Genomic DNA, 21615 nt, shown 5'->3' with positions numbered 1-21615 from the left:
TACCTTTAGGCGTTGATTTAATACTTAACGTGTATGAACCTTAAAGATTTCCCTGCTGAACTGCTCTACTCGAGCTAGACATTCACGCCTGTTTTTTTGGTGTACACATACCCGACATTTCATCAAAAATTTTACTCGTTCAAATCCGTGTCAACGTGCACAAGATTTGATATCATTTGAATTTATTCGGCCATTTATTATTTCGTTGCAAATTGATCAATCTGATTGCCACGAGTATTGTTCAGGCGGATCAACCCATGGCGCGAATTCAATATAAAGATCTTTTTTGAGCCTTACTCTTAACGGGGTAAGGTAGGTAGGACAGAGAAAATGGTAGCAAAGATCCCCGGACGAAGATTCCGGGGATTTTTCTTTTTTGGTCAATTCGCCGGGCGGTCCAGGTTGTTCGGGTCGATTAAAAAAGTCACCCTTTCGCCGATCTTCCATCCGGAGGTTTGCGACGACATTTCCAGCAATACGGTTTGATCAGTCAGGGAAATTTGAACCTGCCCGGTTTCTTCTTTCAATTCCGTTACGATTCCGGCAACCCGCTGACTTTTGAAACTGCTACGGTCCGGATGGTCCCCGGCGAAGTGAATTTTCCCCATTTTTAATTCGATCCAGTGATCGGCTACCCGGTGTATTTCTTCCAATTGGTGGCTCACCAAAACCGTTGTGGTTTCAAATCGCTGGTGCAATCGAACCAGTTCCATCAAAAGCTGGTCGCGGGTTTCGCGGTCTAAAGCCGAGAAGGGTTCGTCCAGCAACAATACCTTTGGCCGTCGCGCCAGTGCCCGAATCAGCGCTACCCGCTGCCGCTGCCCTCCCGAAAGCGTGGCCGGTTTTCGGTCCGCCAGATTCTGTAAACCCATCAGTTCCAACAGTTCATCCACGAGGAAAGCCCGGCGGTTTTCGGCCGCAAATTCCACATTTTGCCGAACGGTCATATTGGGAAACAAAGCCGCATCCTGAAAAACCATCCCAACGTTTCGTTGCTGAGCGGGCAAATCAATACGCCGTTCGGTATCGAGCCAAAACCGGTCGTCGACCCGAATTCGGCCACTTTCCGGTGTGGTCAAACCCGCCAGAATCCGCAAAAGAGTGGTTTTTCCCGAACCGGACGGGCCGTATAAACCGGTCAGGCTACCGGTTTTCAAGGTAAAATCGACGTCCAGTAAATCGCTGCCGCTGGCGAACGCCAGGTTCATCCGGGCTTGTAAATGAATGGTTGGCATCAGAAAATCACCCACCGTTTATTAATGGCATAAACCGCCAGCAAAATACCAAAGGAGACCGCCAACAGCAACAGGGCGTAGGCATTGGCAGTATCGTAGTGCAGCAGCTCGACCTCGTCGTAGATGGCCACCGACGCCACGCGGGTTTCGCCGGGCAGGTTGCCGCCAATCATCAGCACCAGTCCAAATTCGCCGATCGTATGGGCGAAAGAGAGCACGACGCCGGTTAACAGCGAGGGTTTTATGTTGGGCAGCAATACCCGGAAAAACGTTTCCCGGGGCGACTTTCCCAAGGTATAGGCCACTTCACGCAATGAATTGGGGAGGTTTTCCAACCCAGCCTGAACGGGATGCACCATGAACGGCAGGCTGTAAAAAATGGAAGCAACCACCAGCCCTTCAAACGTAAACAATAAGCGTATATCGAACCAGGTAAGCAGTTTTGCGCCCCAGAAACCGGTCGGGCTAAACGCCAGCAGGAAGTAAAAACCCAGCACCGAGGGCGGCAGAACCAACGGCAGGCTGATGACCGCTTCGACCACCGGTTTGAACCGAAACCGGGTAAATGCCAGCCAACCGGCCAGCGGAATACCGACCAGGAGCAACAGGATAGTGGTGGTGGTAGCCAGCCGAAACGTGAGCAGCAACGGTTGCCAGTCGAAATCAATCATTGGCGGGAAGGCAGTTGGTAGCCGTATTGCCGGAAAATGGCCCGCGCTTCCGGCGTAAACAGGTAATCGTAAAACGCCCGGGAGCCTTCTTTGGCGTTTTTGAGTAACACCACCCCCTGGGCGATCGGCTCCGCACCTTTCACGTCAGCCCAGCGCCCTTTGTCTTTCAGCATCGGCTCCAGTACCACCGATTTGGCCGTAAAACCGGCGTCGACTGCGCCCGAAATCAGGTACTGATTGACCTGGGCAATGCTTTCGCCGTAAACGATTTTGGGTTGCAGACCGGTCAGGAGTTTCTGTTTGGTTAACACATCGACGGCTACGGTTCCGTATGGGGCGGTTTTGGGATTTGCGACGGCGATTTTTACGACAGCTTTATCGTTCAACACGGACAATCCCCGGCTGGGGTCGAGCCCGGATCGCGTCCAGAGCACCAGCAAACCGTAGGCGTAAATTTTCGGTTTGGTTTCGGACAATCCGGCCTGAAAAACCGCTTCGGGATAGCTCATGTCGGCTGACAGAAAAACGTCGAACGGCGCTCCATTCTGAATCTGGGTGGTTAATTTCCCCGACGAGCTAACGATGGTTTCAACCTCCCGACCGGTTTTCTTTTCAAAACCCGCCTGTAGTTTCTCCATCACAAACTGCGCATTGGCGGCCACTGCCACCCGGATTTTCTGGCCCGACGCGGATAAGGTAAGTGCAATAAGCAGCAAAGTCAGGCACTGACGCATACGGTATCGTTATGGTTTTCCAAATATAGCGAGTTCTTGAAATTTCGGGTTAAAATTGGTAGTATTGATTTCATCTTGATGAGCCAGCTATGACCATTCCGATTGTTACCGAAGAACCCAGGCGTCGGAGAAAGATTCCTACTTCGCTGATTTACGAGACACTCAACGGGAAGCCCCTGTATTACAGGGACTATAAAGAAGTTTTGTCCGGAAAGAAAACACCCGAAGAGGTTATGGGAAGTAGTTCGTTGCAAGCAGCACTCGTATCGCTTATACACGGTTTTCTGTTTAACAATATCAATCGAAAACTATATTTACTCGTTACGAATGAGTCTGGCGTGCATGTGGATAAAGGGAATAATTTATCCAATGACATTGCCATCTTTGCAAAAAAAGGTTTAATCCTGAATAACAAATATTTCGACAGACCTCCGAAAGTTGCCATTGAAATTGACGTCCGGATTGATCTGGAAAACTTCCCGTCCCGCGACCAAAGTTACATTTACGAAAAAACCGAGCGGCTCCTCGACTTTGGCGTCGAACGGGTGATCTGGATTACTACCCAACCGCAAAAGATTTTCATCGCCAGCCGCGCTGCCGACTGGACAACGCATAACTGGGACATCAATATACCGGTTTTGGATACTTGTGTATTGAATCTGGCGGAGTTGTTGCGGGAAGAGGGGATTGAATTTTAGTTGATGAATTCTTTTTAGCCTCTGAGCCAGAAAACCGGCGTTCAATCGCCATCAGGCTTTTTTTCGTTTTTCCTCCGAGACAAATTAGCTGCGTAATATGGCCCCTGATCACATCAAACATGGGCGATATCAATTACCCGGATTAAACCGGGCCGCATCGATGATGGACCATAAATGAATCAGCCAGCCGAGCAGAAAAAACCAGAGAACGCCCGCCAGCACGAACTGAATGATCGCCATCAGCAGTCGGCCTTGCAAAAGCTGTCCCAAACCCGGAATGAAGAAACTACAGAGGGCTGCCAACACGTTGCCGCCCGATCCTTGACCTGCCATTTTTTGCGAGTTTAAAGGGTAAAACCGTCCTGAATTTAACAGGATAACTAATCGAACCATCCGGTTTTTTACGAATGGAAGTTTGCTGCTTTAAACTGTCAAAATCCGGGGGTGGTTTTAAAATTTGAGGGAGAATTGTCCCCAGGTCCTGACCAATAGAACCTTAGGACAACTCTCCCCCACTGAATTATAAGCCCAGCAATTTCTTGTTGAATGCTTCATCAGCACCGGTTCCGGCGAAATCGTCGAAAGCGTGTTCCGTTACGCGAATGATGTGGCTTTCGATAAACGGTGCGCCTTCGGCCGCACCCTGCTCGGGGTGTTTGATGGCACATTCCCATTCCAGAACCGCCCAGCCGTCGTAGTCGTACTGCGACAATTTGCTAAATATGCCGCCGAAATCGACCTGACCGTCGCCCAGCGAACGGAACCGCCCGGCCCGCTCAACCCAGCCCTGATACCCGCTGTAAACACCCTGCTTGCCCGTCGGGTTGAACTCGGCGTCTTTCACGTGGAAGGCATAAATCCGGTCGTGGTAGAAATCGATGAATTGCAGGTAATCAAGCTGTTGCAACACAAAGTGGCTCGGGTCGTAGTTGATCCCCGCGCGTGGGTGCCCGCCGACGTAGTCCAGAAAGGTTTCGAACGTAATCCCATCGTGCAGGTCTTCGCCGGGGTGCAGCTCATAACCAACGTTCACACCCGACTCATCGAACGCGTCCAGGATGGGTTTCCAGCGGTTTGCCAGTTCCTGGAAAGCCGTGGTTACCAACCCTTGCGGGCGTTGAGGCCAGGGATAAACAAACGGCCATAACAACGCCCCCGAGAACGTCACGTGCGACGTCAGACCGAGATTCTGGCTCGCTTTGGCGGCCCATTTCAATTGCTGCACGGCCCACTCCTGCTGCGCTTTCGGTTTTCCCGCCAGTTCGCCCGGCCCAAAACCGTCGAACATGGAGGCATACGCCGGATGAACAGCCACGAGTTGCCCCTGAAGGTGCGTCGAAAGTTCGGTGATTTCCACGCCAATATCCTTCAGTTTGCCTTTCAGTTCATCGCAATACGTAACACTTTCAGCGGCTTTTTTCAGGTCAATCACCCGGGGATCCCAGGTTGGCAACTGAATCCCTTTATAGCCCAGATCGGCCATGTATTTCGCAATCGAATCTAACGAATTGAAGGGTGCCGAATCCCCTAAAAACTGCGCCAGAAAGACCGCAGGTCCTTTGATAGTCTTCATTTTTATTGAGTGAGTTAGTGATTGAGTGATTGAGCGAAAGCAATCGGCTATTTTTTGATACTGTTCCGTGATTTGGAAAGCATCTTCACTAGTTGGATTCCTTCACTTAGTAAATCACTTAACCGGGTTTCTGTTACTATTTCGGTATCAATTAATGTTTCTAGCCAAAAGAGCGATTCGTCTAATTCTTCGATAACGATGCTGATTTTAGCGAAAAACTCATTTTGGCTTCGGGCTCGTCGCACCGCCCGGTAATTTGCGGCAGATGACGATGAACTTCAAAGAAGTTGTTTCCCAAAATGTTATGCTTCGAACGAATTAGGCAATGAGCGAAAAACCTTAACACACCGTAACATGAATCCTTTAAGGCGTTTTTCCACACCGTCAGCAAATTCACCTTTATCAATTCGGATCGACTCTATATACTGGCGTGGCGGTTTTTCACTCAATCATTCATTCGCTCAATCACTCAATGTTCACCCATGCCTGTTTGCGGTTTGATTCCAGGATTCGTTCGCAGATCAGCAACTCGCGGTAGCCGTCGGCGAAAGTGGGGAATGTGGGGTTTTCGGGCTGTTTTCCGGCCGCAATGGCGTCGTACACCTCTTTGAAAAGCTGCTTCGAGGTGTCGGGGAACCCTTCGTTGTGACCGCCGGGGAAGGAGACGACCGACCGCGCTTCGGAGTACAGCAACGAGGGGTCGCGCATCAGGTTTTCGTTGTAACCGTCACGGTTTCCGATCCACATTTCGTTCGGCGCTTCGGAGTTCCAGGCAAACGTCTTCTTCGAACCGGCAATCTCCAGTTTCATCTGGTTTTTCCGACCCGCCGACACCTGCGAAACCGTAATCACTCCTTTATTTCCGTTGTCGAAGCGCAATAATACGTTGGCGTGGTCTTCAGTATTGATGGGCACATCGGCGTAATCTTCCGGTTGCAACATCTTGCCCGAATACGTTTCAACGGCTTTTAGCGGTTTTTTGCGGGTTTTATGAATGGTATTGAAATCGGCAAGCACGGCAACGGTTTTCAAACCGGTAATGTATTCCAGAATGTCCATCAGGTGCGAACCGATGTCGGCAATGGCCCGGGAGTCGCCCGATTTATCGGGTTCGAGTCGCCAGTTGTAATCGGTATTGTAGAAAAGCCAGTCCTGCAAATACGACCCTATCACCGAATAAACTTCGCCCAAATCGCCTTTTTGCCGCATTACCCGCATCTGACGGGCCAGGGGATAATACCGCAGGTTAAAGTGAACGGCATTCACCAGCCCCGATTTAGCGGCCAGTTCAACCAGCTCTTCAGCTTCTTTCAGGTCTTTGGCGAGCGGTTTTTCGCAAATTACATGCTTACCGGCTGCCAAAGCCGCTTTCGATTGCGAGTAGTGCAGGAAGTTGGGCGTACAGATGTGTACACTCTGAATGTCGTCCTGTTTGAGCAATTCGTCAAAGGTGTAGGAACGGGCAATGCCGAGCGCATCGGCTTTTTGCCGGGCCAGTTCGGCGGTCACTTCGCAAAGCGCAACGACCTCGACGTTCGGAAGCCGACGCAGGGCTTCAATGTGGGCCGGACCAATAAAGCCCGTACCAACTACACCAACTTTGATTTTTTCCATTTGTGAGATTTGAAGTAATGTATTTAAAGGTTAAAAAAGGGTTGTTTCGCGAAGTATAGCGGAGTTTTAAGAGTTAAGCGGAGTTTTACCCAGAGAAAATAATTCTCCGCTTAACTCCTTTTTTCTCTGCTAATCTTCGCGATACAACTTATTTCATTCAATAAATTTCGTCCACTTTTCCGAAGACTGATTCGACTGGATGACGGTTTCGATGAACGCCAGCCCGCGGATGCCGTCTTCGGCCGAAGGGAAGTCGGCGTAGATCGGATCGGGTTCCTTGCCTTCCATTTTGCTGCGCAGCGTGATGGCAAAGTTGCGATACAGATTGGCGAACGCTTCGAAGAAGCCTTCGGGGTGACCCGACGGCACCCGAATGTGCGCTTTGGCAGCCGCCGACAAATCTCCCACGGATGGCCGGAAAATCCGCTGGCCTTCCTGCGTCTTATAAATCAGCGTATTCGGCTCCATCTGGTGCCATTCCAAACCGCCCAGTTCACCGTAAATCCGGATATTCAGCGCGTTTTCTTCACCGTTGGCAATCTGGCTGGCGTGCAGCACGCCTTTAACGCCGTCTTCAAACCGCAGCAATACATTGCCGTCGTCGTCGAGTTTGCGGCCCGGCACAAAAATGGTCAGATCAGCACATAATTCGGTGATTTTCAAACCAGTAATGTATTCTGCCAGGTTTTCGGCATGGGTTCCAATATCGCCCATACAGCCCGCTGCGCCCGACTGCGCCGGGTCGGTCCGCCAGATGGCCTGTTTGTAGGAAGTCGCTTCTTCGAGCTTGGAAAGCCAGCCCTGCGGGTATTCCACCACCACTTTCCGCAATTTGCCCAATTTGCCGCTCCGCACGATCTCGCGGGCTTCTTTCACCATCGGATAACCCGTATAATTGTGCGTCAGGCAGAACAGGTTGCCGGTTTCCTGGACGATGCGGGCCAGCTCCCGGGCTTCCTCCAAATTCAGCGTCATCGGTTTATCGCAAACCACATGAAATCCGTTTTCCAGCGCCAGCTTGGCCGGTGGAAAGTGCATGTGGTTCGGCGTCACGATCGACACAAAATCCATCCGTTCGCCCTCCGGCAATTCTTTTTCTTTCAAAATCATTTCCTCAAAGCTGCCATACACCCGTTCGTCGGGCAGGTAGAGGGCGTATCCGGTGGCTTTTGATTTTTCCGGATTGGAGCTAAACGCCCCGCAGACCAGTTCGATTTCCCCGTCGAAAACGGCAGCCCGGCGGTGGACGGCCCCAATGAAGGCTTCAAGGCTTCCGCCAATCATGCCCATCCGCATTTTTCTGTGCGCCATAATTGTATAAAACTGAAGGTTTGGTTAGAATTGTTGATTTCTGACTGAATCTTTCGGGTTCCGGAAAGATGAAGGTTTTGAAAACCAGTTCCTACTAATCCACGATCAAAAATCTGAGAATTTAAAATCCGAAGATTTTGGCCGGGAAATTAGCAGTTTCGCTTATTTTTCGGAAATTTTGTATATTTCCAATCAATAAAACTTAGTATTGACCGAAAATTTTTCAACTAAACCCCTACTTCCTTTTTATGCAGACCGCTATGGCGACCTCGCCTGTCAACCAAAGCCGCCTTTTTAATGCTAGTTGCTTTGCGCTCATTACCACGGCCTTTTCCTTTAGTATCCGGGCGGGTATTTTGCCCCAGCTGGGTACGGAATTTGGATTAACTGCCACGCAGTTAGGTTTTATCAATTCGATGTTCTTCTTCGGATTTCCCATTTCGATGATTATCGGCGGATTGGTTTACCACTCGGTTGGTCCGCGGATCATCATGATGGTAGCCTTTGTGGCGCACACGCTCGGTATTCTGCTGACCATTTATTCAGGTGGCTACACCGGTTTATTGATCTCTACCTTCTTCATCGGTTTCGGGAATGGTTGTACCGAAGCGGCCTGTAACCCGATGATTGCCGACATGTACGTGGGCGAAAAAATGAACAAAATGCTGAGCCGGTTTCACATGTGGTTCCCCGGCGGTATCGTTTTGGGTAGCTTGATCTCGAAATTCATGACGGATAGTGGCTACGGCTGGCAGTCACAAATCTGGATCATCATGATCCCAACCCTGATTTACGTGTTCCTGTATTTCGGACAGGCTTTTCCAAAACCGCAGGTTGAAGGCGCTACCTCGCTGGCCAAAAACTTCAAGGCGATGGGCACATTCCTGTATATTTTCATCTTCTGCTGCATGGCGTTTACTGCTATCTCTGAGTTCGGTCCGCAGCAGTGGGTTGGTCTGATCATGAGCAAGAGCGGTGCCAGCCCGATGCTGATTCTGGCGCTGGTAACGGGTCTGATGGCCATTGGGCGGTTTTTCGCCGGACCGATCATTCACCGGCTCGACCAAACGGGCGTTCTGCTGGGCTCGGCGGTTTTTGCCACCATCGGTATCTATCTTTTCAGCACCCAAACCGGCACTTCCGCTTACATCGCTGCGGTTTTCTTCGCCATCGGAGTTTGTTATTTCTGGCCAACCATGATCGGTTTTGTGGCCGAACGCATTCCCCTGAGCGGAGCCCTCGGTATGTCGATTGTCGGTGGTGTCGGCATGTTCTCAACCGCTATTTTCCAGCCGATCATTGGTGGCTGGATCGATGCCGAGCGCGTTGAGAAATCCGCGCTGGGCTTATCCGGCGACGAACTGGAACTGGCAGCCGGACAGGCAACCCTGCTCCGGATGACTTCCTTTCCCATTATTCTGATCGTTGCTTTTACGTTCCTTTATATTTATATTCGGAACCGGAAAGCGGCTGCGCGTTGATCAATGGTTCATTCCTGAACTATCTCAAATAGAACCAGTTAGCTTAAAAAAAGATCCGATTCAATGAATCGGATCTTTTTTTATTAATTTTTACAGAAATTTTGTAATTATTTAACAATTTGTTTATTTTTGGATTATTCAAGCTGACCTAAAATGAAGATTCTAGTAATAGTACAATAAGTATCTTTTAAACCGTACCGTATCGTCGATGAATCACTTAACCCGAACCCGTGAATGGCCGACATTAAAGTTGTCGCGCTGGCAGATTATCCAGTTGTCGGTTCTTTCACTCCTGATCGTTGCAATGTCTTTCTGGAGATTTCAATACGATCAGATGTTACCCAAAATCAACCCGGTTAAAATGCTGATGGAGGAACGTGGAATACTAAATGAGCAGACTATCGCTAAAACCACCCTGCCAAAAGCGTCCGTAGGTAAAGTCCAACTCTAAAAACTCTGTTCTTAATTTGATCTAAATCTACTACCTTCTCTGAATACCTGGTGACCCGCTATTATTGGCGGGTCATCTTATTTTAAAAGGCTTTGAAAGCTACTTTTTTCCTTACCTTAGCGACCCGGTTCATCCGCTAAAAAAAAATAAAAATGCGGCTGGAATCCGAAACCGCATCGAATGTTCCACCATCTTTATTCCACAGTACACCCCTGACACATTGCTTTATGGAGAAGAAAATCCGCCGGGAAGATGCCCTTGAATATCATGCCAAGGGACGTCCGGGTAAAATCGAAGTTATACCGACCAAAGAATATAGCACGCAACGTGACCTGACCCTGGCCTATTCTCCGGGTGTGGCCGAGCCCTGTCTGGCCATTGCCGAAAATAGCGAGGACGTTTACAAATATACCGCTAAAGGAAACCTGGTGGCGGTTATCAGCAATGGAAGTGCGGTTTTGGGCCTGGGCGACATTGGCCCCGAAGCCGGAAAACCGGTCATGGAAGGCAAAGGGTTGCTTTTTAAGATTTACGCCGACATCGATGTCTTTGACATTGAACTCAATACGAAAAACGTTGACGAATTTGTCCGCACCGTTAAAATTCTGGAACCGACCTTCGGTGGCGTCAATCTGGAAGACATCAAAGCGCCGGAATGTTTCGAGATTGAAGAACGACTCAAAAAAGAGCTCAATATTCCCGTCATGCACGACGACCAGCACGGAACCGCCATCATCTCGGCGGCCGCCTTGCTGAACGCGCTGGAGATCATCGGTAAAAATATTGAGGACGTCAAAATTGTGGTCAACGGCGCGGGCGCGTCGGCCATTTCGTGCTCGAAACTGTACATTGCACTGGGTGCGAAAGTCGAAAATTTCGTCATGTGCGACAGCAAAGGCGTTATCCGCCCCGATCGAAACGACCTCGATGAGCGCAAAAGCCAGTTCATTACCTCCCGCGATTTACATACGCTGGAGGAAGCGATGGTCGGCGCAGATGTCTTTATCGGTTTATCAAAAGGAAATGTGGTAACGCAGGACATGGTGCGCTCGATGGCGAAAGACGCGATCGTTTTTGCGATGGCCAATCCCACGCCCGAAATCGCGTATCCCGACGCCATTGAGGCCCGACCGGATATTATCATGGCAACAGGGCGTTCCGATTATCCCAATCAGGTCAACAACGTACTCGGCTTTCCGTTCATTTTCCGGGGAGCGCTGGACGTTCGGGCCACCGAAATCAACGAAGCCATGAAACTGGCCGCCGTACACGCGCTGGCCGATCTGGCGAAGAAATCCGTACCCGATCTGGTCAATCTGGCTTATGGCGAATCCAATTTGATGTTTGGCCGGAAATACATCATTCCAAAACCGGTCGATCCGCGTCTGCTGACGACCGTGGCCCCGGCCGTGGCCCAGGCAGCTATGGATTCGGGCGTTGCCAAACATCCGATCGAAGACTGGGACGCCTACGAGCAGCAATTGGCCCGACGACTGGGCCAGGACAATCAGATTTCGCGGGTCATTCTGAACAAGGCCAAATCCAATCCAAAGCGCGTCGTTTTTGCGGATGCCGAAAACCTGAAAGTTTTAAAAGCCGCTCAACAGGTTCGGGATGAAGGAATTGCATTCCCAATCCTGCTGGGTCAGGTGGATCGCATTCGGGCGCTGATTACCGAAAATAACCTGGATCTGGCCAATATTCCGATTCTCGACCCCCGCGCTCCGGAACAGGAAGAACTGATTCAGAAATTCAGCGAACTGTATTACGAAAAGCGCAAACGCAAGGGCGTCACCGCGACAGAAGCGAAGAAGCAAATGTATTTCCGGAATTATTTCGGAGTGATGATGGTGGAAGCGGGCGAAGCCGACGCCGTTATTTCAGGTCTGACGCGCAATTATCCCGACACAATTCGGCCGGCCCTGCAAGTAATGGGCAAAGAAGCCGGGGTGAAAAAAGTGGCCGGGATGTACATTCTGCTGACCAAACGCGGCCCCTTGTTCTTCTCCGATACGACCGTCAATTTTAACCCGACAGTCGACGAAATTGTCGAAATCACGGAACTGACGGCCAAAGCCGTCGAACGGTTTAACATCAAGCCCCGAATTGCGCTGGTTTCGTATTCCAACTTCGGCAGTGCGAAAGGCGACGATGCGCAAAAGATGAACCAGGCCGTCGAAATTTTGCAGCGCAAACACCCGGAAATGATCGTGGATGGGGAAATTCAGGCCCACCTGGCTTTCAATACCGACCTGCTGAAGCTCAATCACCCGTTCAGCAAACTGGTGGAGGAAGGCGCCAACACCCTTATTTTCCCGAATCTGGCAGCCTCGAACATTGCCTACAACCTCATGACGGAATCCGCTGGTTTCGACGCGATTGGGCCCATTCTGCTGGGTCTGCGAAAACCGGTGCACGTCCTGCAACTCGGTAGCTCCGAACGCGAAATCGTTAACATGGTCGCCATCGCGGTGGTTGAAGCGCAGGGAAAGTAAAAAATGAATGATGAATTAGGAATGACGAACGATGAACGGGCTGACGCATCAATTCATCGTTCATCATTCCTAATTCATCATTAAGTTAACCAAACTTCTCCTGCCATTCCTTCTGCATCCGTTTGTAATCTGCGTCTTCACGGGCAAGGAGGTATTTTTCGCGGAAAATGGCGGCACTTTCGGCTTTAACCGGATCGGTGTCGAGGGGTAAAGTATCTCGGCCGTGGCTTCCGCTGCGGCCTTTTTTATCGTCGGGAACCGGGCCATCGTATTTCTGACCGGTTCGGTGATTGGCATACCGCCGGGAGCGCGTCACGCCCATTTGCAGGAATTTCCGCGCCATGTCCATCCCGACAAAATCAGCGTTCTTTTTGTAATCCAGAAATAGTTCGTAAATCTTCTCCGACGATTCGCGGGCAATGTCGGGAGTCTTAAACCGCCAGTGCGGCAGAATTTCCGATTTATACGGTTCGACCAACAAAACGCCCTGCTCGCCTTTTCCAACGCGATACAATTCAGGCTGTTTCCGCAAATCCAAGGCTTTGTAATTAAGACTGTAATCAAACTTTTCCCGCTCGTTTTTCATTGGTTACCAGGTTGATTCTTAGTAAACCACGGCTTCCGGTTTTGGTTTTTATTCTCTTTTTTCGCCGGATTTGTAATAAATGCCGCTTTCCCGCGACTAACATCGTGAAAGTTCAACACTCCGAAATGGAAAAGGAATTTGTCATTTTACTCAATCGTCACCCCGGCATTCTCTACAAAGTCTGTTCGCTGTATTGCCAGGAACCGGAAGACCGGAAAGATCTTTTTCAGGAGATTGTTCTGCAACTCTGGAAAGCGTTCCCGGCTTTTAAAAACGAATCGGCAATAACGACCTGGATGTACCGGATTGCGCTCAATACCGCCATTTCCAATTTTCGGAAAAGGACGCAAAAACCGCAACCGATCGCATTCTCAACCAGTGAGTTGCAAATTCCGGATTTAAAAGACGACCATTTCGAAGAAGAAAGAACGCAGCTCTACACGGCCATCGGTCAGCTTTCGCCCGTTGAAAAAGCCGTTATTACCCTCTACCTGGACGACCGAAGTTACGACGAAATGGCAACTATTCTAGGCATCTCCAAGTCCAACGTGGGTGTCAAGCTAAACCGCATCAAACTGAAATTAGAGAAGCTAATTAAAGCTACAACCCATTAACTACCAACAACATGAATCTGGAAGAATTAAAATCAACCTGGAAGGCTTATGATGAGAAATTGAGCAACAGTCAGAAACTGAGCGAACAACTGATTTTCCTGATGATCAAAGACCGATCGAATGGCACACTGGCAAAACTGGAGCGAAAGCTGCGGCTGGCGGGTTTTATCATGAGTTCCGTGATCGTTTTCTTTTCGGCGGCCATCATCGGCAATGCGTTCGATTACCCCGACTGGTATTTTTACCTGCCGTCCGGGTTGTATATTTTGCTGGCGGTTATTGCCCTGACGGTTGTTGTGACAACTTCCCGCAATTTGCGCCGGGTCAACCTGAGCCGCCGGAATCTCCGGGACAGCCTGACGACAGTTCTCCGGTGGCACGAAAAGGCGGAGGCTACTTTATCGCGCGTCTGGCTTCTCTGCATGTTATCCGGTTTTCTGTTTGCGGTTTCGATGGTGACCCGGAAACTGGAAGCGTACAGTTTGACCAAAATCAGTTTTTTTCTGAGCTTTCAGGCGGTAATGATCGTGATACTTTATGCGGCTGCCCGCTGGATTTTCAATCTTTTTGAAGACCGAATCGGGAATGATCTGCGGGAACACATCCAGGAACTGGAGCAATTGGACACGACTGCCTAGCGGTTTCTTTCCCACTCATCCGGCTTAAAAACCGCTCAAACAAACCGCTCAGAACGCGATTTTGCCCTGCCCCAAAATACCTCGTGTTCATCCCCTAAAAACCGCCACTCGTCGAATTTCAGGTGCTGAAGCAATCCTACTGCCGTACATTTGGGTGTACTTTTTAATTAATCGATTGCAATCCGTTCATCCATTTCCTATACCACCTGCGGCTCTGATTTTGCCGTTCCACCGATTTAAAAGAACTGTAGTCAACCGGGTTGTCTTATTGACTGAAGTTAACGGTATCTTTGTATAGTTCTATTTAATTGGTCAGATTCAGCATCCTACTCAATATTATATTAAAATTATGAAAAAGTTAATACTTTTTATTACTATTCTTTGTTCCACACTTTCGTTTGCTCAACCTCCTGCGGGTCCGCCCCAGGGGGGTGCCCGTCCGGCAACCGTTATTCCCGGAACCGTCAATCCCGAAGCTCCGCGCGGGAACGGAAAAATCTCCGGCGTTCTGGTTGACTCCACGACCAACAAACCCGTTGAATTTGCTACCATTGCCCTGCTCAGCATGCAAACCGGCAAGCCCGTCGACGGCACTACCAGCGACGAAAAAGGCAAGTTTTCATTGACCAAGCTGCTGCCGGGCGAATACCGCTTGCAGGCGTCTTTCATGGGTTACAAAAACAAAGAAACCGGTAAGCTGAAAATCGAACGCGGCACGGACATTAACGTCGGCAATGTCTTGCTGGCCCCGGATGTGCGGACGCTGAAGGAAGTCAACGTGGTCGGTCAGGCTGCGGTGATTGAAGAAAAAGTGGACCGTCTCGTTTACAATGCCGATAAGGATGTGACGAATAAAGGCGGTGATGCCGCCGAAGTGATGCGGAAAGTGCCGATGCTGTCAGTCGATCTCGACGGCAATGTGTCGCTGCGGGGCAGCAGCAACGTCCGGGTTTTGATCAACAACAAACCGTCGACGATTGTGGCCGCCAGCGTGGCTGACGCCCTGAAGCAGATTCCGGCCGACATGATCAAATCGGTGGAGGTCATTACCTCGCCGTCGGCCAAATACGATGCGGAAGGTTCGGCCGGCATTATCAACATCATTACCAAGAAAAATACGCTGCAGGGTCTAACGCTGAATGTCGATGCGGGTGTCGGGAACCGGGGTTCCAATCTTGGGTTAAACGGAAACTACCGCGCCGGAAAAATGGGCTTTTCGCTGGGCGGTTTTGGTCGGGCGAATTACAACCTGATTGGCAAGTCGGAAAATATCCAGCGCAGTTTTGTGGACGGCGTCACGACCGAAACCCGCCAGGCGAGCGATTCGAAGAATCAATTTATTTTCGGAAACTACCAACTGGGCTTCGATTACGATATTGCTAAAAACCAGAGTCTTACGGCAACGTTGCGGTATGGCGCACAGAACGGAAAAACGTCGCAGAATCTGACAACGCTCCTGTTCCCGGGCGGATTGATTCCGGGGCAAACCTCGCGCCGGGATGTCGATATGAAAAACCTGTCAGGAACGGTCGACCTGAATGTCGATTACACCCGGACGTTTAAAAAACCGCAGCAGGAACTCAGCATTCTGACGCAGTTCAGCCGCAACAACCGGACGAATGATTACGAAGCCGAATTGTTTGGCAACACCGCCATCATCACGGGCCGCGACCGCAACGACAACCTGAGCTACAACCAGGAATCGACCATTCAGATCGACTACCAGACGCCGATTAAAACCAATCAACAGATCGAATTTGGGGGAAAAGGAATTTTCCGGCAGGTAGACAGTGACTATAAATACTTCATCTCGACCGGCCCGACTGGCGAATACGGCCAGAACCCGCTGCGCCCGAACAACGGTCTGGACTACAACCAGAACGTTGCCGCTTCGTACGTGTCGTATACGTACACCACAAAAACCAAGTATACGATCAAAGCCGGTGCGCGGTACGAATACACAATGATCGATGCCAATTTCCGATCGGAAACGCCGGGCCAAACCATCGATATTCCGAACTACGGAAACCTGGTTCCGAGCATCAACATTTCGAAATCGCTGAAAGGTGGCAAAATCGTGAAACTGGCGTATAACCGGCGTTTGCAGCGGCCCGGTATCCAGTTCCTGAATCCGAACGTGAACGCAGCTAACCCGCAGAACATCACCTTCGGAAACCCGTATCTGGCACCCGAACTAACGGATAACGTGGAACTGAGCACCAGCGCCAGCATCAAGAAAACATACCTGAACGTTTCGCTTTTTGCCCGTCGCACGGACAACTCGATTGAAAGCGTGCGAACGACGAGTCAGGAAGGCGTGATCACGACGACGTACCAGAATATCGGTCACAAAGAAAACTACGGCGCCAACGTTTTCGGAAACGTCAGCGTAACCTCAAAATGGCAGGTGGGTGGCGGTTTTGATGCCTACCATTCCTACATCACCAACAACAGCCCGTCGCCGACTCTGAATGCAAGCAATTCGGGCTGGGTAATGACCGGGCGGTTATTCACCAACCTATCCATGAAAAAGGGTTGGGGTATTCAGGGTTTTGGGTTCATGCAGGGCCGGAATGTGCAACTGCAGGGCTATCAGACCGGTTTTGCCTTTTATTCGCTGGGTATCAAGAAGGACTTCAAAGACGATAAAGGACAGACCCGAGGCAGCCTCGGACTGGCGGGTGAAAACTTCCTGGCCAACCGGTTTAAAATGCAAACCGAACTGACCTCCCCCACTTTCCAGCAGAGCAGCATCAACTACTTTTACAACCGGGGTGTGCGGTTGACGTTCAGCTACCGGATCGGTAAAATGAGCTTCGACCAACCCCAACGCCGGAAAAAATCGGTTAATAACGACGACGTGAAAGACGGTGGCGACGGCGGAGGTCAACAGGGTGGAAATAACCGCCAGCGGTAAAAACAGATTCCACATCTATCCAGTCCCAAAAAGAGCGAACCGGCCGGTTCGCTCTTTTTGTTTTATACCTGAAACTCGGAGCTATTACCGTTCCAAAACATGGAGGATTCGTAAAAATGGAGTGCGGTTTAAAGCTTCATTTAAAAGACCTAAAATGGTTTCGTTAGGGAAACCCCTCGCTTCATAAAGAAAGCTCTTGCACTCGTAAAGTTACCAAATCCAAATTTCCAGTTATTAGCCAAATTTAAGGGTAGAACACAGGTTGGAAACAACCATTGCCAAGCCCTATCACGTCATGCTGTTTAAAGTAGCTTCTTTCAATTCTGGTCTCCTCCTACTGATCGCTTCCATCATTTTAGTTCAGGCCTGCACCGTTCGCATTCCAATGGGGCAGGTGGTGCAAACCTCGCACCACGGAGCCCAACGCATTCAACCTTCTTATCAGGTAACCAAGAAAGGTGGAAGAGTAGGATCTTATCTCGGAATTACGGCGGGATGCAGCCTTCTCTTTGGCGGATTAGGCTATGCATCCAAAGAAGATAAAAATGGCAATCCGTACACCAATGAGCAACGTGTTGGCAATGCGAAATCACTGGCACTAGCGGGGCTTTACGTAGGAGGATTGTACGGCATTTATGCACTTGTTCGTAAGAAAAAGCCGCCAAGAACGGAGCAGGTTACGCCCGCAAATTTTAACAACTGGCTTTCAGACTACAACCGGAAGCAAAACCAGAAATTTGTGAGATATGGTCAGGATACGTACGGATACTTCCTGATTCCTCAAAATAACCTGGCGGCTTACGAAGCCGAAGAAAAAGCAATAGTTGATCGGGCGGAAGCTCAAAAACGAGCCAGAGAAGAAGAAATCATCCGTTTGGCCCAGGCCAAAGAAGATTCGGTTTATCGAAAATTCAGGAATAACCCCAACTATTACTGGGATACCTACCTAACCGCCTACCCCAATGGCCGGTATGCTGAAGAGGTGCGGGAACGGGGCGAAGAAGAAGCCTACTACGACGTCAGAGATGGAAAAACGCATATTTGGAATAAGAATGGTTCATGGGAAAAATACATGACCTTTTTCCCGAAGGGCAAACACGTAGCTATTGTACGGGAATACCGGGATGTTAGCAAAGGACTTGATGCGATTCACGACCTGTATTTCTCCGCGAAATACAATTCCGATTACCTGGCCGCTAAAGAAGCTGCCGAACGGTTCAAACCACGTCTGGATGCCTGGTATGAAGAGGCTGGCAAAGTTCACCGCGAAATAGCGACCAGTAATCCGCTCACCGATCTTAGAAAAGCCTTGCAAAATCGAATTAGTCGAATAGACGAAGCCGCCAAAGAAGCACTGGCCAAAGAAGAAGCCCGCCGATTAGTTGTTTCGAAATGGGTGATTGGCGACAATTTATGCTGGGAAGCCGAGTCTTATTCAACGGACGAAAAAGGAGAACGCATCAAAGGAACAGAAGGTAAAACCCTGATCCGCGTGACCATTGAGTCGATCTCAAACGGCGGTGAACGAGTCCAGGTGAAAGTGAAGGAATTGTATGATTTGAAAAAATTGAGAAATGTTAGTCAGTTTACAATGAGCTCTCCCGTTCGGGTGTGGAGAATAGATATAACAGACTGGATTGACCCTCGCGAAATGGATAAGTTTAATGTGTGTCAATAAACGTGACCACTAAGCAGTCTAACCCAAATGAAATATCTATCCACACCTTTTCATCAATTTTTGTCAGTAAGCCCAGTACTTAATCATCAACCATGTAAACACCAATTACCTACAGCATAGCGGCCCCGAAAACTCCGGCACTGTCGCCAAGTTTGGGCTTGAGGAAGTGCGTGCTCAGCCGACCTTCGTTGAAAACGTATTTTTTGGCGCGCTCAACACCTTCGGTATACAACAGATCAATGTTGCCCACTCCCCCGCCCAACACAATGGCGTCCGGGTCCAGAACGTTGATAATCACCGAAATCGCCTTGCCGAAGTTTTCCAGCAGCCGGTCGATGGTTTGGGTCGCGTGCGGGTCAATTCCGGCGAAGTGACGCTCGACAATCTCTTTCAGTTTCCGCTTTTCACCGCTGATGTCGCTGTAATACCGCTGAAGGGCCGGGCCGGAGAAAACCTGTTCGTTGCACCCCCGCTTGCCGCAGTAACACGGATAGCCGTTTTCTTCGAGGACAATGTGCCCCCACTCGCCACCAATCCCCTGCAAACCGTTCTGCACAAAAGGCTGGCCGTCTTTTCCGCGAAAAACCACTCCTCCGCCAACGCCGGTTCCCATGATTACACCAAAAACCGCCCGGTAATCCGGAACAACTTCCGGCACGGCCCCCAGCGTGGCCTCGGCCAGTGCAAAACAGTTGGCATCGTTCGCGATGGTTACCGGCACGCCCAAAACTTTCTCCAGTTCCTGCGGCAGCGGCATTCCGTTCAGACAGGTCGTATTGCAGCCTTTCATGACATGCCGGGCGGGATCGAAGGTGCCGGGTGTACCAAAACCAATGTGGTCGGGCTGGTAACCGGTTTCAGCTTTCAGTAAATCAACAAGGCTGGCAATTTGATTGACAATGTGGTGATAGCCTTTATCCGCTTCGGTATCGATGCGTTTGCGAACCACAACGGCGTCGGGCGAAGGTGCCGACAGCACAACTCCTTCAATTTTGGTACCGCCCAGATCGATACCCCAGTATGTTTGCATAGATGGATTTAAGAATTATTCTCCGCGAATTACGTTTATTTGTCGAAAAGCTCAAAAGAATGATGGATTATGTATGATAAACGATGAATGAAACGCATCAACAATTCATAACTCATCATTACATAATTCATCATTCCCTCATGCCTTGGTACGATAATTTTTTCAGCGGTTTGGTGCAGGAAGCCTGGAAAGCCGCCCAGACCGACGAGCAAACCGAACTGGAAGCCGATTTCCTGAATGACGTCCTGGCGTTGCAACCGGGCCAGCGGGTTCTGGATGTTTTCTGCGGATACGGTCGGCATGCGATCGAGCTGGCCCGGTTGGGCTATTCAGTAACCGGCGTCGATATTTCAACCGAATCGATTCTCCAACTCCAAAAAACCGCTCAACGTGAAAAACTGTCCATCGAAGCACTGGCGGGTGATTTTTTAACCGTTCCGCTCGCAAGCGGTTTTCAGGGTGCCTATTGCATGGGCAACAGTTTCAGCTTTTTTCCCCACGATCAGATGGCGGTTTTTCTGGAAAAAATTGCCGGCAGTCTGACGCCGGGCGGGTATTTTGTGGCCGACACCGCCATGATTGCCGAGAGCGTTTTGCCTGATTTTCAGGAACGAAGCTGGATGCAGATCGGCGATATTACTTTTCTGATGGAAAACGAATACGATGCCCGCGCGAGCTGCGTGACGGCCCACCTGACGTACTTGCGGAATGGCCAGACCGAGCACCGCACCTCCCGGCATTACATTTACACGGTTGCCGAACTGCATCGTCTTTTTCAAAAAACCGGACTGATCGTTACGGAACAGTTTGGTAATCTGGATGGTTCGGATTTTCAACTTGGCGACGAACGGCTCCTGCTCATCGCCCGAAAAAGTGAATGACTTAGATTGGGGATAGATCTGATCGAATAAACTTCTGGTATCAAACGGATTAACTAGACTATTCATTGCAAGTATTGAATAATTTGAAGAATAATTGCAATTTTATTAGACGGTTTGGTTTCTAATGCGTAGCTTAACGCCAATTTAACACTGTTAACTTGATGTAAGCTGAATGGAGACACTTGAGCGCAAGCAACGCAGCCGGGAGCAAACCCGCGTCGGAATTGTTTTGACCGCTAAGGACATCGCTCGCCGGGAAGGTTGGCAAGCCGTGTCGATCCGCAAAATTGCCGATGCCATTGAATATAGTGCACCGATCGTCTACGAATATTTTGATAGCAAAGATATACTGCTCGACGAAATCCGAAATGAAGGATTTCGCCATTTGAAACAAGAATACGAACGCATCAAAAAAGTTTACCGGGACCCCGAAAAAAGGCTTTTTGAGATGTCCATTGCCCAATGGCAATTTGCCGTCGAGCAACCCGAAATTTACCAGGTTATGTACAACCTGAACGGCGCGTATTGTACCATTCCGGTTTGCAATTCAGTCGCCGTTGAAGACCTTAGCAACACCATCCGGGAGATCATTTTCTCCTTTATTCCGAAGTCGAAAGAAAGCATTCAGAAGCTTTATTTCGAATGGTGGTCACTGTCGCACGGCATGATTACGCTCGCCATGATGCTCCGCGAGCAGCAGCCGCTGGAACTCTCCGAACAAGTTTACCGTGACTCGATCCGCCGGTTTGTCCGCGGACTTCGTTAACGGATTGATGGACGATGAAGAGCCTGACGCACTAAACAGTGCGGGCGTCATCGTCCATCATTTTAAATTCCACACCCAGTACATTCATGCACTTTTTAGTTGCTTTTTTATTCCTCCTTATTCCTCGCTACGTATAATGCGGCTAAAGCACTCGGTATTTCAAACAAAACCGGTGTTATAAAAAAGGAATGAAAGCTGACCTGACGGTTTTTAAAGGCGATCTGGAAAACAACTTTTCCGCT

Annotated in this window: 20 protein-coding genes; 10 read left to right on the top strand and 10 right to left on the bottom strand. The window is 49.8% G+C overall.

The window, feature by feature from the left end; genetic code table 11:
• Positions 1–380 precede the first annotated feature (380 nt).
• From GJJ30_RS30950 to modA, 3 genes are read right to left on the bottom strand one after another with little or no spacing between them, the layout of a single operon-like run.
• Positions 381–1235, bottom strand: coding sequence for a sulfate/molybdate ABC transporter ATP-binding protein (locus tag GJJ30_RS30950; RefSeq protein ID WP_154179115.1), 855 nt, complete (start codon positions 1233–1235; stop codon positions 381–383).
• Positions 1235–1906: a molybdate ABC transporter permease subunit gene (modB, locus tag GJJ30_RS30945; protein ID WP_154179114.1), complete on the bottom strand. Its 672-nt coding sequence runs from the start codon at positions 1904–1906 to the stop codon at positions 1235–1237. Before modB ends, GJJ30_RS30950 begins: the two co-directional genes overlap by 1 nt.
• Complete coding sequence (gene modA, locus GJJ30_RS30940; protein ID WP_154179113.1) at positions 1903–2640, bottom strand: molybdate ABC transporter substrate-binding protein; 738 nt, start codon at positions 2638–2640, stop codon at positions 1903–1905. The genes modB and modA overlap by 4 nt, the downstream gene beginning before the upstream one ends.
• Before the next feature lie 89 nt (positions 2641–2729).
• On the opposite strand from modA, the gene GJJ30_RS30935 reads away from it, so the two are divergent.
• A complete protein-coding gene (locus GJJ30_RS30935) occupies positions 2730–3338 on the top strand; it encodes a Uma2 family endonuclease (protein ID WP_154179112.1) in 609 nt (202 codons plus the stop codon).
• Between the two features lie 129 nt (positions 3339–3467).
• On the opposite strand, the gene GJJ30_RS30930 is transcribed toward GJJ30_RS30935, so the two are convergent.
• The 5 genes from GJJ30_RS30930 to GJJ30_RS30910 form a co-directional block, all read right to left on the bottom strand.
• Positions 3468–3671, bottom strand: coding sequence for a hypothetical protein (locus tag GJJ30_RS30930; RefSeq protein WP_154179111.1), 204 nt, complete (start codon positions 3669–3671; stop codon positions 3468–3470).
• Positions 3672–3858: 187 nt separating this feature from the next.
• On the bottom strand, positions 3859–4911 hold the full coding sequence (locus GJJ30_RS30925; protein WP_154179110.1) for a sugar phosphate isomerase/epimerase family protein: 1053 nt from the start codon (positions 4909–4911) through the stop codon (positions 3859–3861).
• A 47-nt stretch (positions 4912–4958) separates the two neighbouring features.
• Positions 4959–5156, bottom strand: coding sequence for a four helix bundle protein (locus GJJ30_RS32485; RefSeq protein ID WP_438821613.1), 198 nt, complete (start codon positions 5154–5156; stop codon positions 4959–4961).
• Between the two features lie 220 nt (positions 5157–5376).
• Entirely contained in the window at positions 5377–6525 is a 1149-nt protein-coding gene (locus tag GJJ30_RS30915; RefSeq protein ID WP_154179109.1) for a Gfo/Idh/MocA family protein, read from the bottom strand.
• A 153-nt stretch (positions 6526–6678) separates the two neighbouring features.
• Positions 6679–7815, bottom strand: a complete 1137-nt coding sequence (locus GJJ30_RS30910; protein WP_154179153.1) for a Gfo/Idh/MocA family protein — start codon at positions 7813–7815, stop codon at positions 6679–6681.
• A gap of 269 nt (positions 7816–8084) precedes the next feature.
• On the opposite strand from GJJ30_RS30910, the gene GJJ30_RS30905 reads away from it, so the two are divergent.
• The 3 genes from GJJ30_RS30905 to GJJ30_RS30895 all read left to right on the top strand — a co-directional run bounded on the left by GJJ30_RS30905 (position 8085) and on the right by GJJ30_RS30895 (position 12263).
• Positions 8085–9317, top strand: coding sequence for an MFS transporter (locus tag GJJ30_RS30905; RefSeq protein WP_229313572.1), 1233 nt, complete (start codon positions 8085–8087; stop codon positions 9315–9317).
• Between the two features lie 208 nt (positions 9318–9525).
• The gene (locus GJJ30_RS30900) at positions 9526–9768 is read left to right on the top strand and encodes a hypothetical protein (RefSeq protein WP_154179108.1); all 243 of its coding nucleotides are present in this window, start codon (positions 9526–9528) and stop codon (positions 9766–9768) included.
• 227 nt (positions 9769–9995) lie between these two features.
• On the top strand, positions 9996–12263 hold the full coding sequence (locus GJJ30_RS30895) for an NADP-dependent malic enzyme (RefSeq protein WP_154179107.1): 2268 nt from the start codon (positions 9996–9998) through the stop codon (positions 12261–12263).
• 85 nt (positions 12264–12348) lie between these two features.
• Here the strand turns inward: GJJ30_RS30895 and GJJ30_RS30890 are convergent, their stop codons facing one another.
• Positions 12349–12849: a DUF4385 domain-containing protein gene (locus tag GJJ30_RS30890; RefSeq protein ID WP_154179106.1), complete on the bottom strand. Its 501-nt coding sequence runs from the start codon at positions 12847–12849 to the stop codon at positions 12349–12351.
• Between the two features lie 125 nt (positions 12850–12974).
• Here GJJ30_RS30890 and GJJ30_RS30885 point away from each other — a divergent pair, with 125 nt between their 5' ends.
• From GJJ30_RS30885 to GJJ30_RS30870, 4 genes are all read left to right on the top strand, one after another.
• The gene (locus GJJ30_RS30885; protein WP_154179105.1) at positions 12975–13463 is read left to right on the top strand and encodes an RNA polymerase sigma factor; all 489 of its coding nucleotides are present in this window, start codon (positions 12975–12977) and stop codon (positions 13461–13463) included.
• Positions 13464–13474: 11 nt separating this feature from the next.
• Positions 13475–14101: a hypothetical protein gene (locus tag GJJ30_RS30880; RefSeq protein WP_154179104.1), complete on the top strand. Its 627-nt coding sequence runs from the start codon at positions 13475–13477 to the stop codon at positions 14099–14101.
• A gap of 349 nt (positions 14102–14450) precedes the next feature.
• A complete protein-coding gene (locus tag GJJ30_RS30875; RefSeq protein ID WP_154179103.1) occupies positions 14451–17018 on the top strand; it encodes a TonB-dependent receptor in 2568 nt (855 codons plus the stop codon).
• A 262-nt stretch (positions 17019–17280) separates the two neighbouring features.
• Positions 17281–18696 carry a hypothetical protein gene (locus GJJ30_RS30870; protein ID WP_154179102.1) on the top strand — a complete coding sequence of 472 codons (1416 nt, stop codon included), beginning with the start codon at positions 17281–17283 and terminating at the stop codon, positions 18694–18696.
• A gap of 109 nt (positions 18697–18805) precedes the next feature.
• On the opposite strand, the gene GJJ30_RS30865 is transcribed toward GJJ30_RS30870, so the two are convergent.
• Positions 18806–19726, bottom strand: a complete 921-nt coding sequence (locus tag GJJ30_RS30865; RefSeq protein WP_154179101.1) for an ROK family protein — start codon at positions 19724–19726, stop codon at positions 18806–18808.
• 140 nt (positions 19727–19866) lie between these two features.
• Here GJJ30_RS30865 and GJJ30_RS30860 point away from each other — a divergent pair, with 140 nt between their 5' ends.
• Positions 19867–20607 (top strand): class I SAM-dependent methyltransferase, encoded by a 741-nt coding sequence (locus GJJ30_RS30860; RefSeq protein ID WP_154179100.1) that lies wholly within the window; start codon positions 19867–19869, stop codon positions 20605–20607.
• Between the two features lie 172 nt (positions 20608–20779).
• Complete coding sequence (locus GJJ30_RS30855; RefSeq protein WP_154179099.1) at positions 20780–21373, top strand: TetR/AcrR family transcriptional regulator; 594 nt, start codon at positions 20780–20782, stop codon at positions 21371–21373.
• The last annotated feature ends 242 nt before the right edge of the window (positions 21374–21615 follow it).

It is taken from the genome of Larkinella terrae (genome assembly GCF_009668025.1).
Lineage (GTDB): Bacteria > Bacteroidota > Bacteroidia > Cytophagales > Spirosomataceae > Larkinella > Larkinella terrae.
Note: the sequence above shows the minus strand (reverse complement) of the source record. Positions and strands in the feature narration are given on the sequence as shown.

Excerpts from the sequence above, each read along its gene's own strand:
- GJJ30_RS30875 (WP_154179103.1), top strand. The coding sequence starts at position 14,451 with ATGAAAAAGTTAATACTTTTTATTACTATTCTTTGTTCCACACTTTCG.
- GJJ30_RS30890 (WP_154179106.1), bottom strand. The coding sequence starts at position 12,849 with ATGAAAAACGAGCGGGAAAAGTTTGATTACAGTCTTAATTACAAAGCC.
- GJJ30_RS30895 (WP_154179107.1), top strand. The coding sequence starts at position 9,996 with ATGGAGAAGAAAATCCGCCGGGAAGATGCCCTTGAATATCATGCCAAG.
- GJJ30_RS30860 (WP_154179100.1), top strand. The coding sequence starts at position 19,867 with ATGCCTTGGTACGATAATTTTTTCAGCGGTTTGGTGCAGGAAGCCTGG.
- GJJ30_RS30900 (WP_154179108.1), top strand. The coding sequence starts at position 9,526 with ATGAATCACTTAACCCGAACCCGTGAATGGCCGACATTAAAGTTGTCG.
- GJJ30_RS30950 (WP_154179115.1), bottom strand. The coding sequence starts at position 1,235 with ATGCCAACCATTCATTTACAAGCCCGGATGAACCTGGCGTTCGCCAGC.
- GJJ30_RS30915 (WP_154179109.1), bottom strand. The coding sequence starts at position 6,525 with ATGGAAAAAATCAAAGTTGGTGTAGTTGGTACGGGCTTTATTGGTCCG.
- GJJ30_RS30865 (WP_154179101.1), bottom strand. The coding sequence starts at position 19,726 with ATGCAAACATACTGGGGTATCGATCTGGGCGGTACCAAAATTGAAGGA.
- GJJ30_RS30905 (WP_229313572.1), top strand. The coding sequence starts at position 8,085 with ATGCAGACCGCTATGGCGACCTCGCCTGTCAACCAAAGCCGCCTTTTT.
- GJJ30_RS30910 (WP_154179153.1), bottom strand. The coding sequence starts at position 7,815 with ATGGGCATGATTGGCGGAAGCCTTGAAGCCTTCATTGGGGCCGTCCAC.
- GJJ30_RS30925 (WP_154179110.1), bottom strand. The coding sequence starts at position 4,911 with ATGAAGACTATCAAAGGACCTGCGGTCTTTCTGGCGCAGTTTTTAGGG.
- GJJ30_RS30930 (WP_154179111.1), bottom strand. The coding sequence starts at position 3,671 with ATGGCAGGTCAAGGATCGGGCGGCAACGTGTTGGCAGCCCTCTGTAGT.
- GJJ30_RS30935 (WP_154179112.1), top strand. The coding sequence starts at position 2,730 with ATGACCATTCCGATTGTTACCGAAGAACCCAGGCGTCGGAGAAAGATT.
- GJJ30_RS30885 (WP_154179105.1), top strand. The coding sequence starts at position 12,975 with ATGGAAAAGGAATTTGTCATTTTACTCAATCGTCACCCCGGCATTCTC.
- GJJ30_RS30855 (WP_154179099.1), top strand. The coding sequence starts at position 20,780 with ATGGAGACACTTGAGCGCAAGCAACGCAGCCGGGAGCAAACCCGCGTC.
- GJJ30_RS30880 (WP_154179104.1), top strand. The coding sequence starts at position 13,475 with ATGAATCTGGAAGAATTAAAATCAACCTGGAAGGCTTATGATGAGAAA.
- modA (WP_154179113.1), bottom strand. The coding sequence starts at position 2,640 with ATGCGTCAGTGCCTGACTTTGCTGCTTATTGCACTTACCTTATCCGCG.
- modB (WP_154179114.1), bottom strand. The coding sequence starts at position 1,906 with ATGATTGATTTCGACTGGCAACCGTTGCTGCTCACGTTTCGGCTGGCT.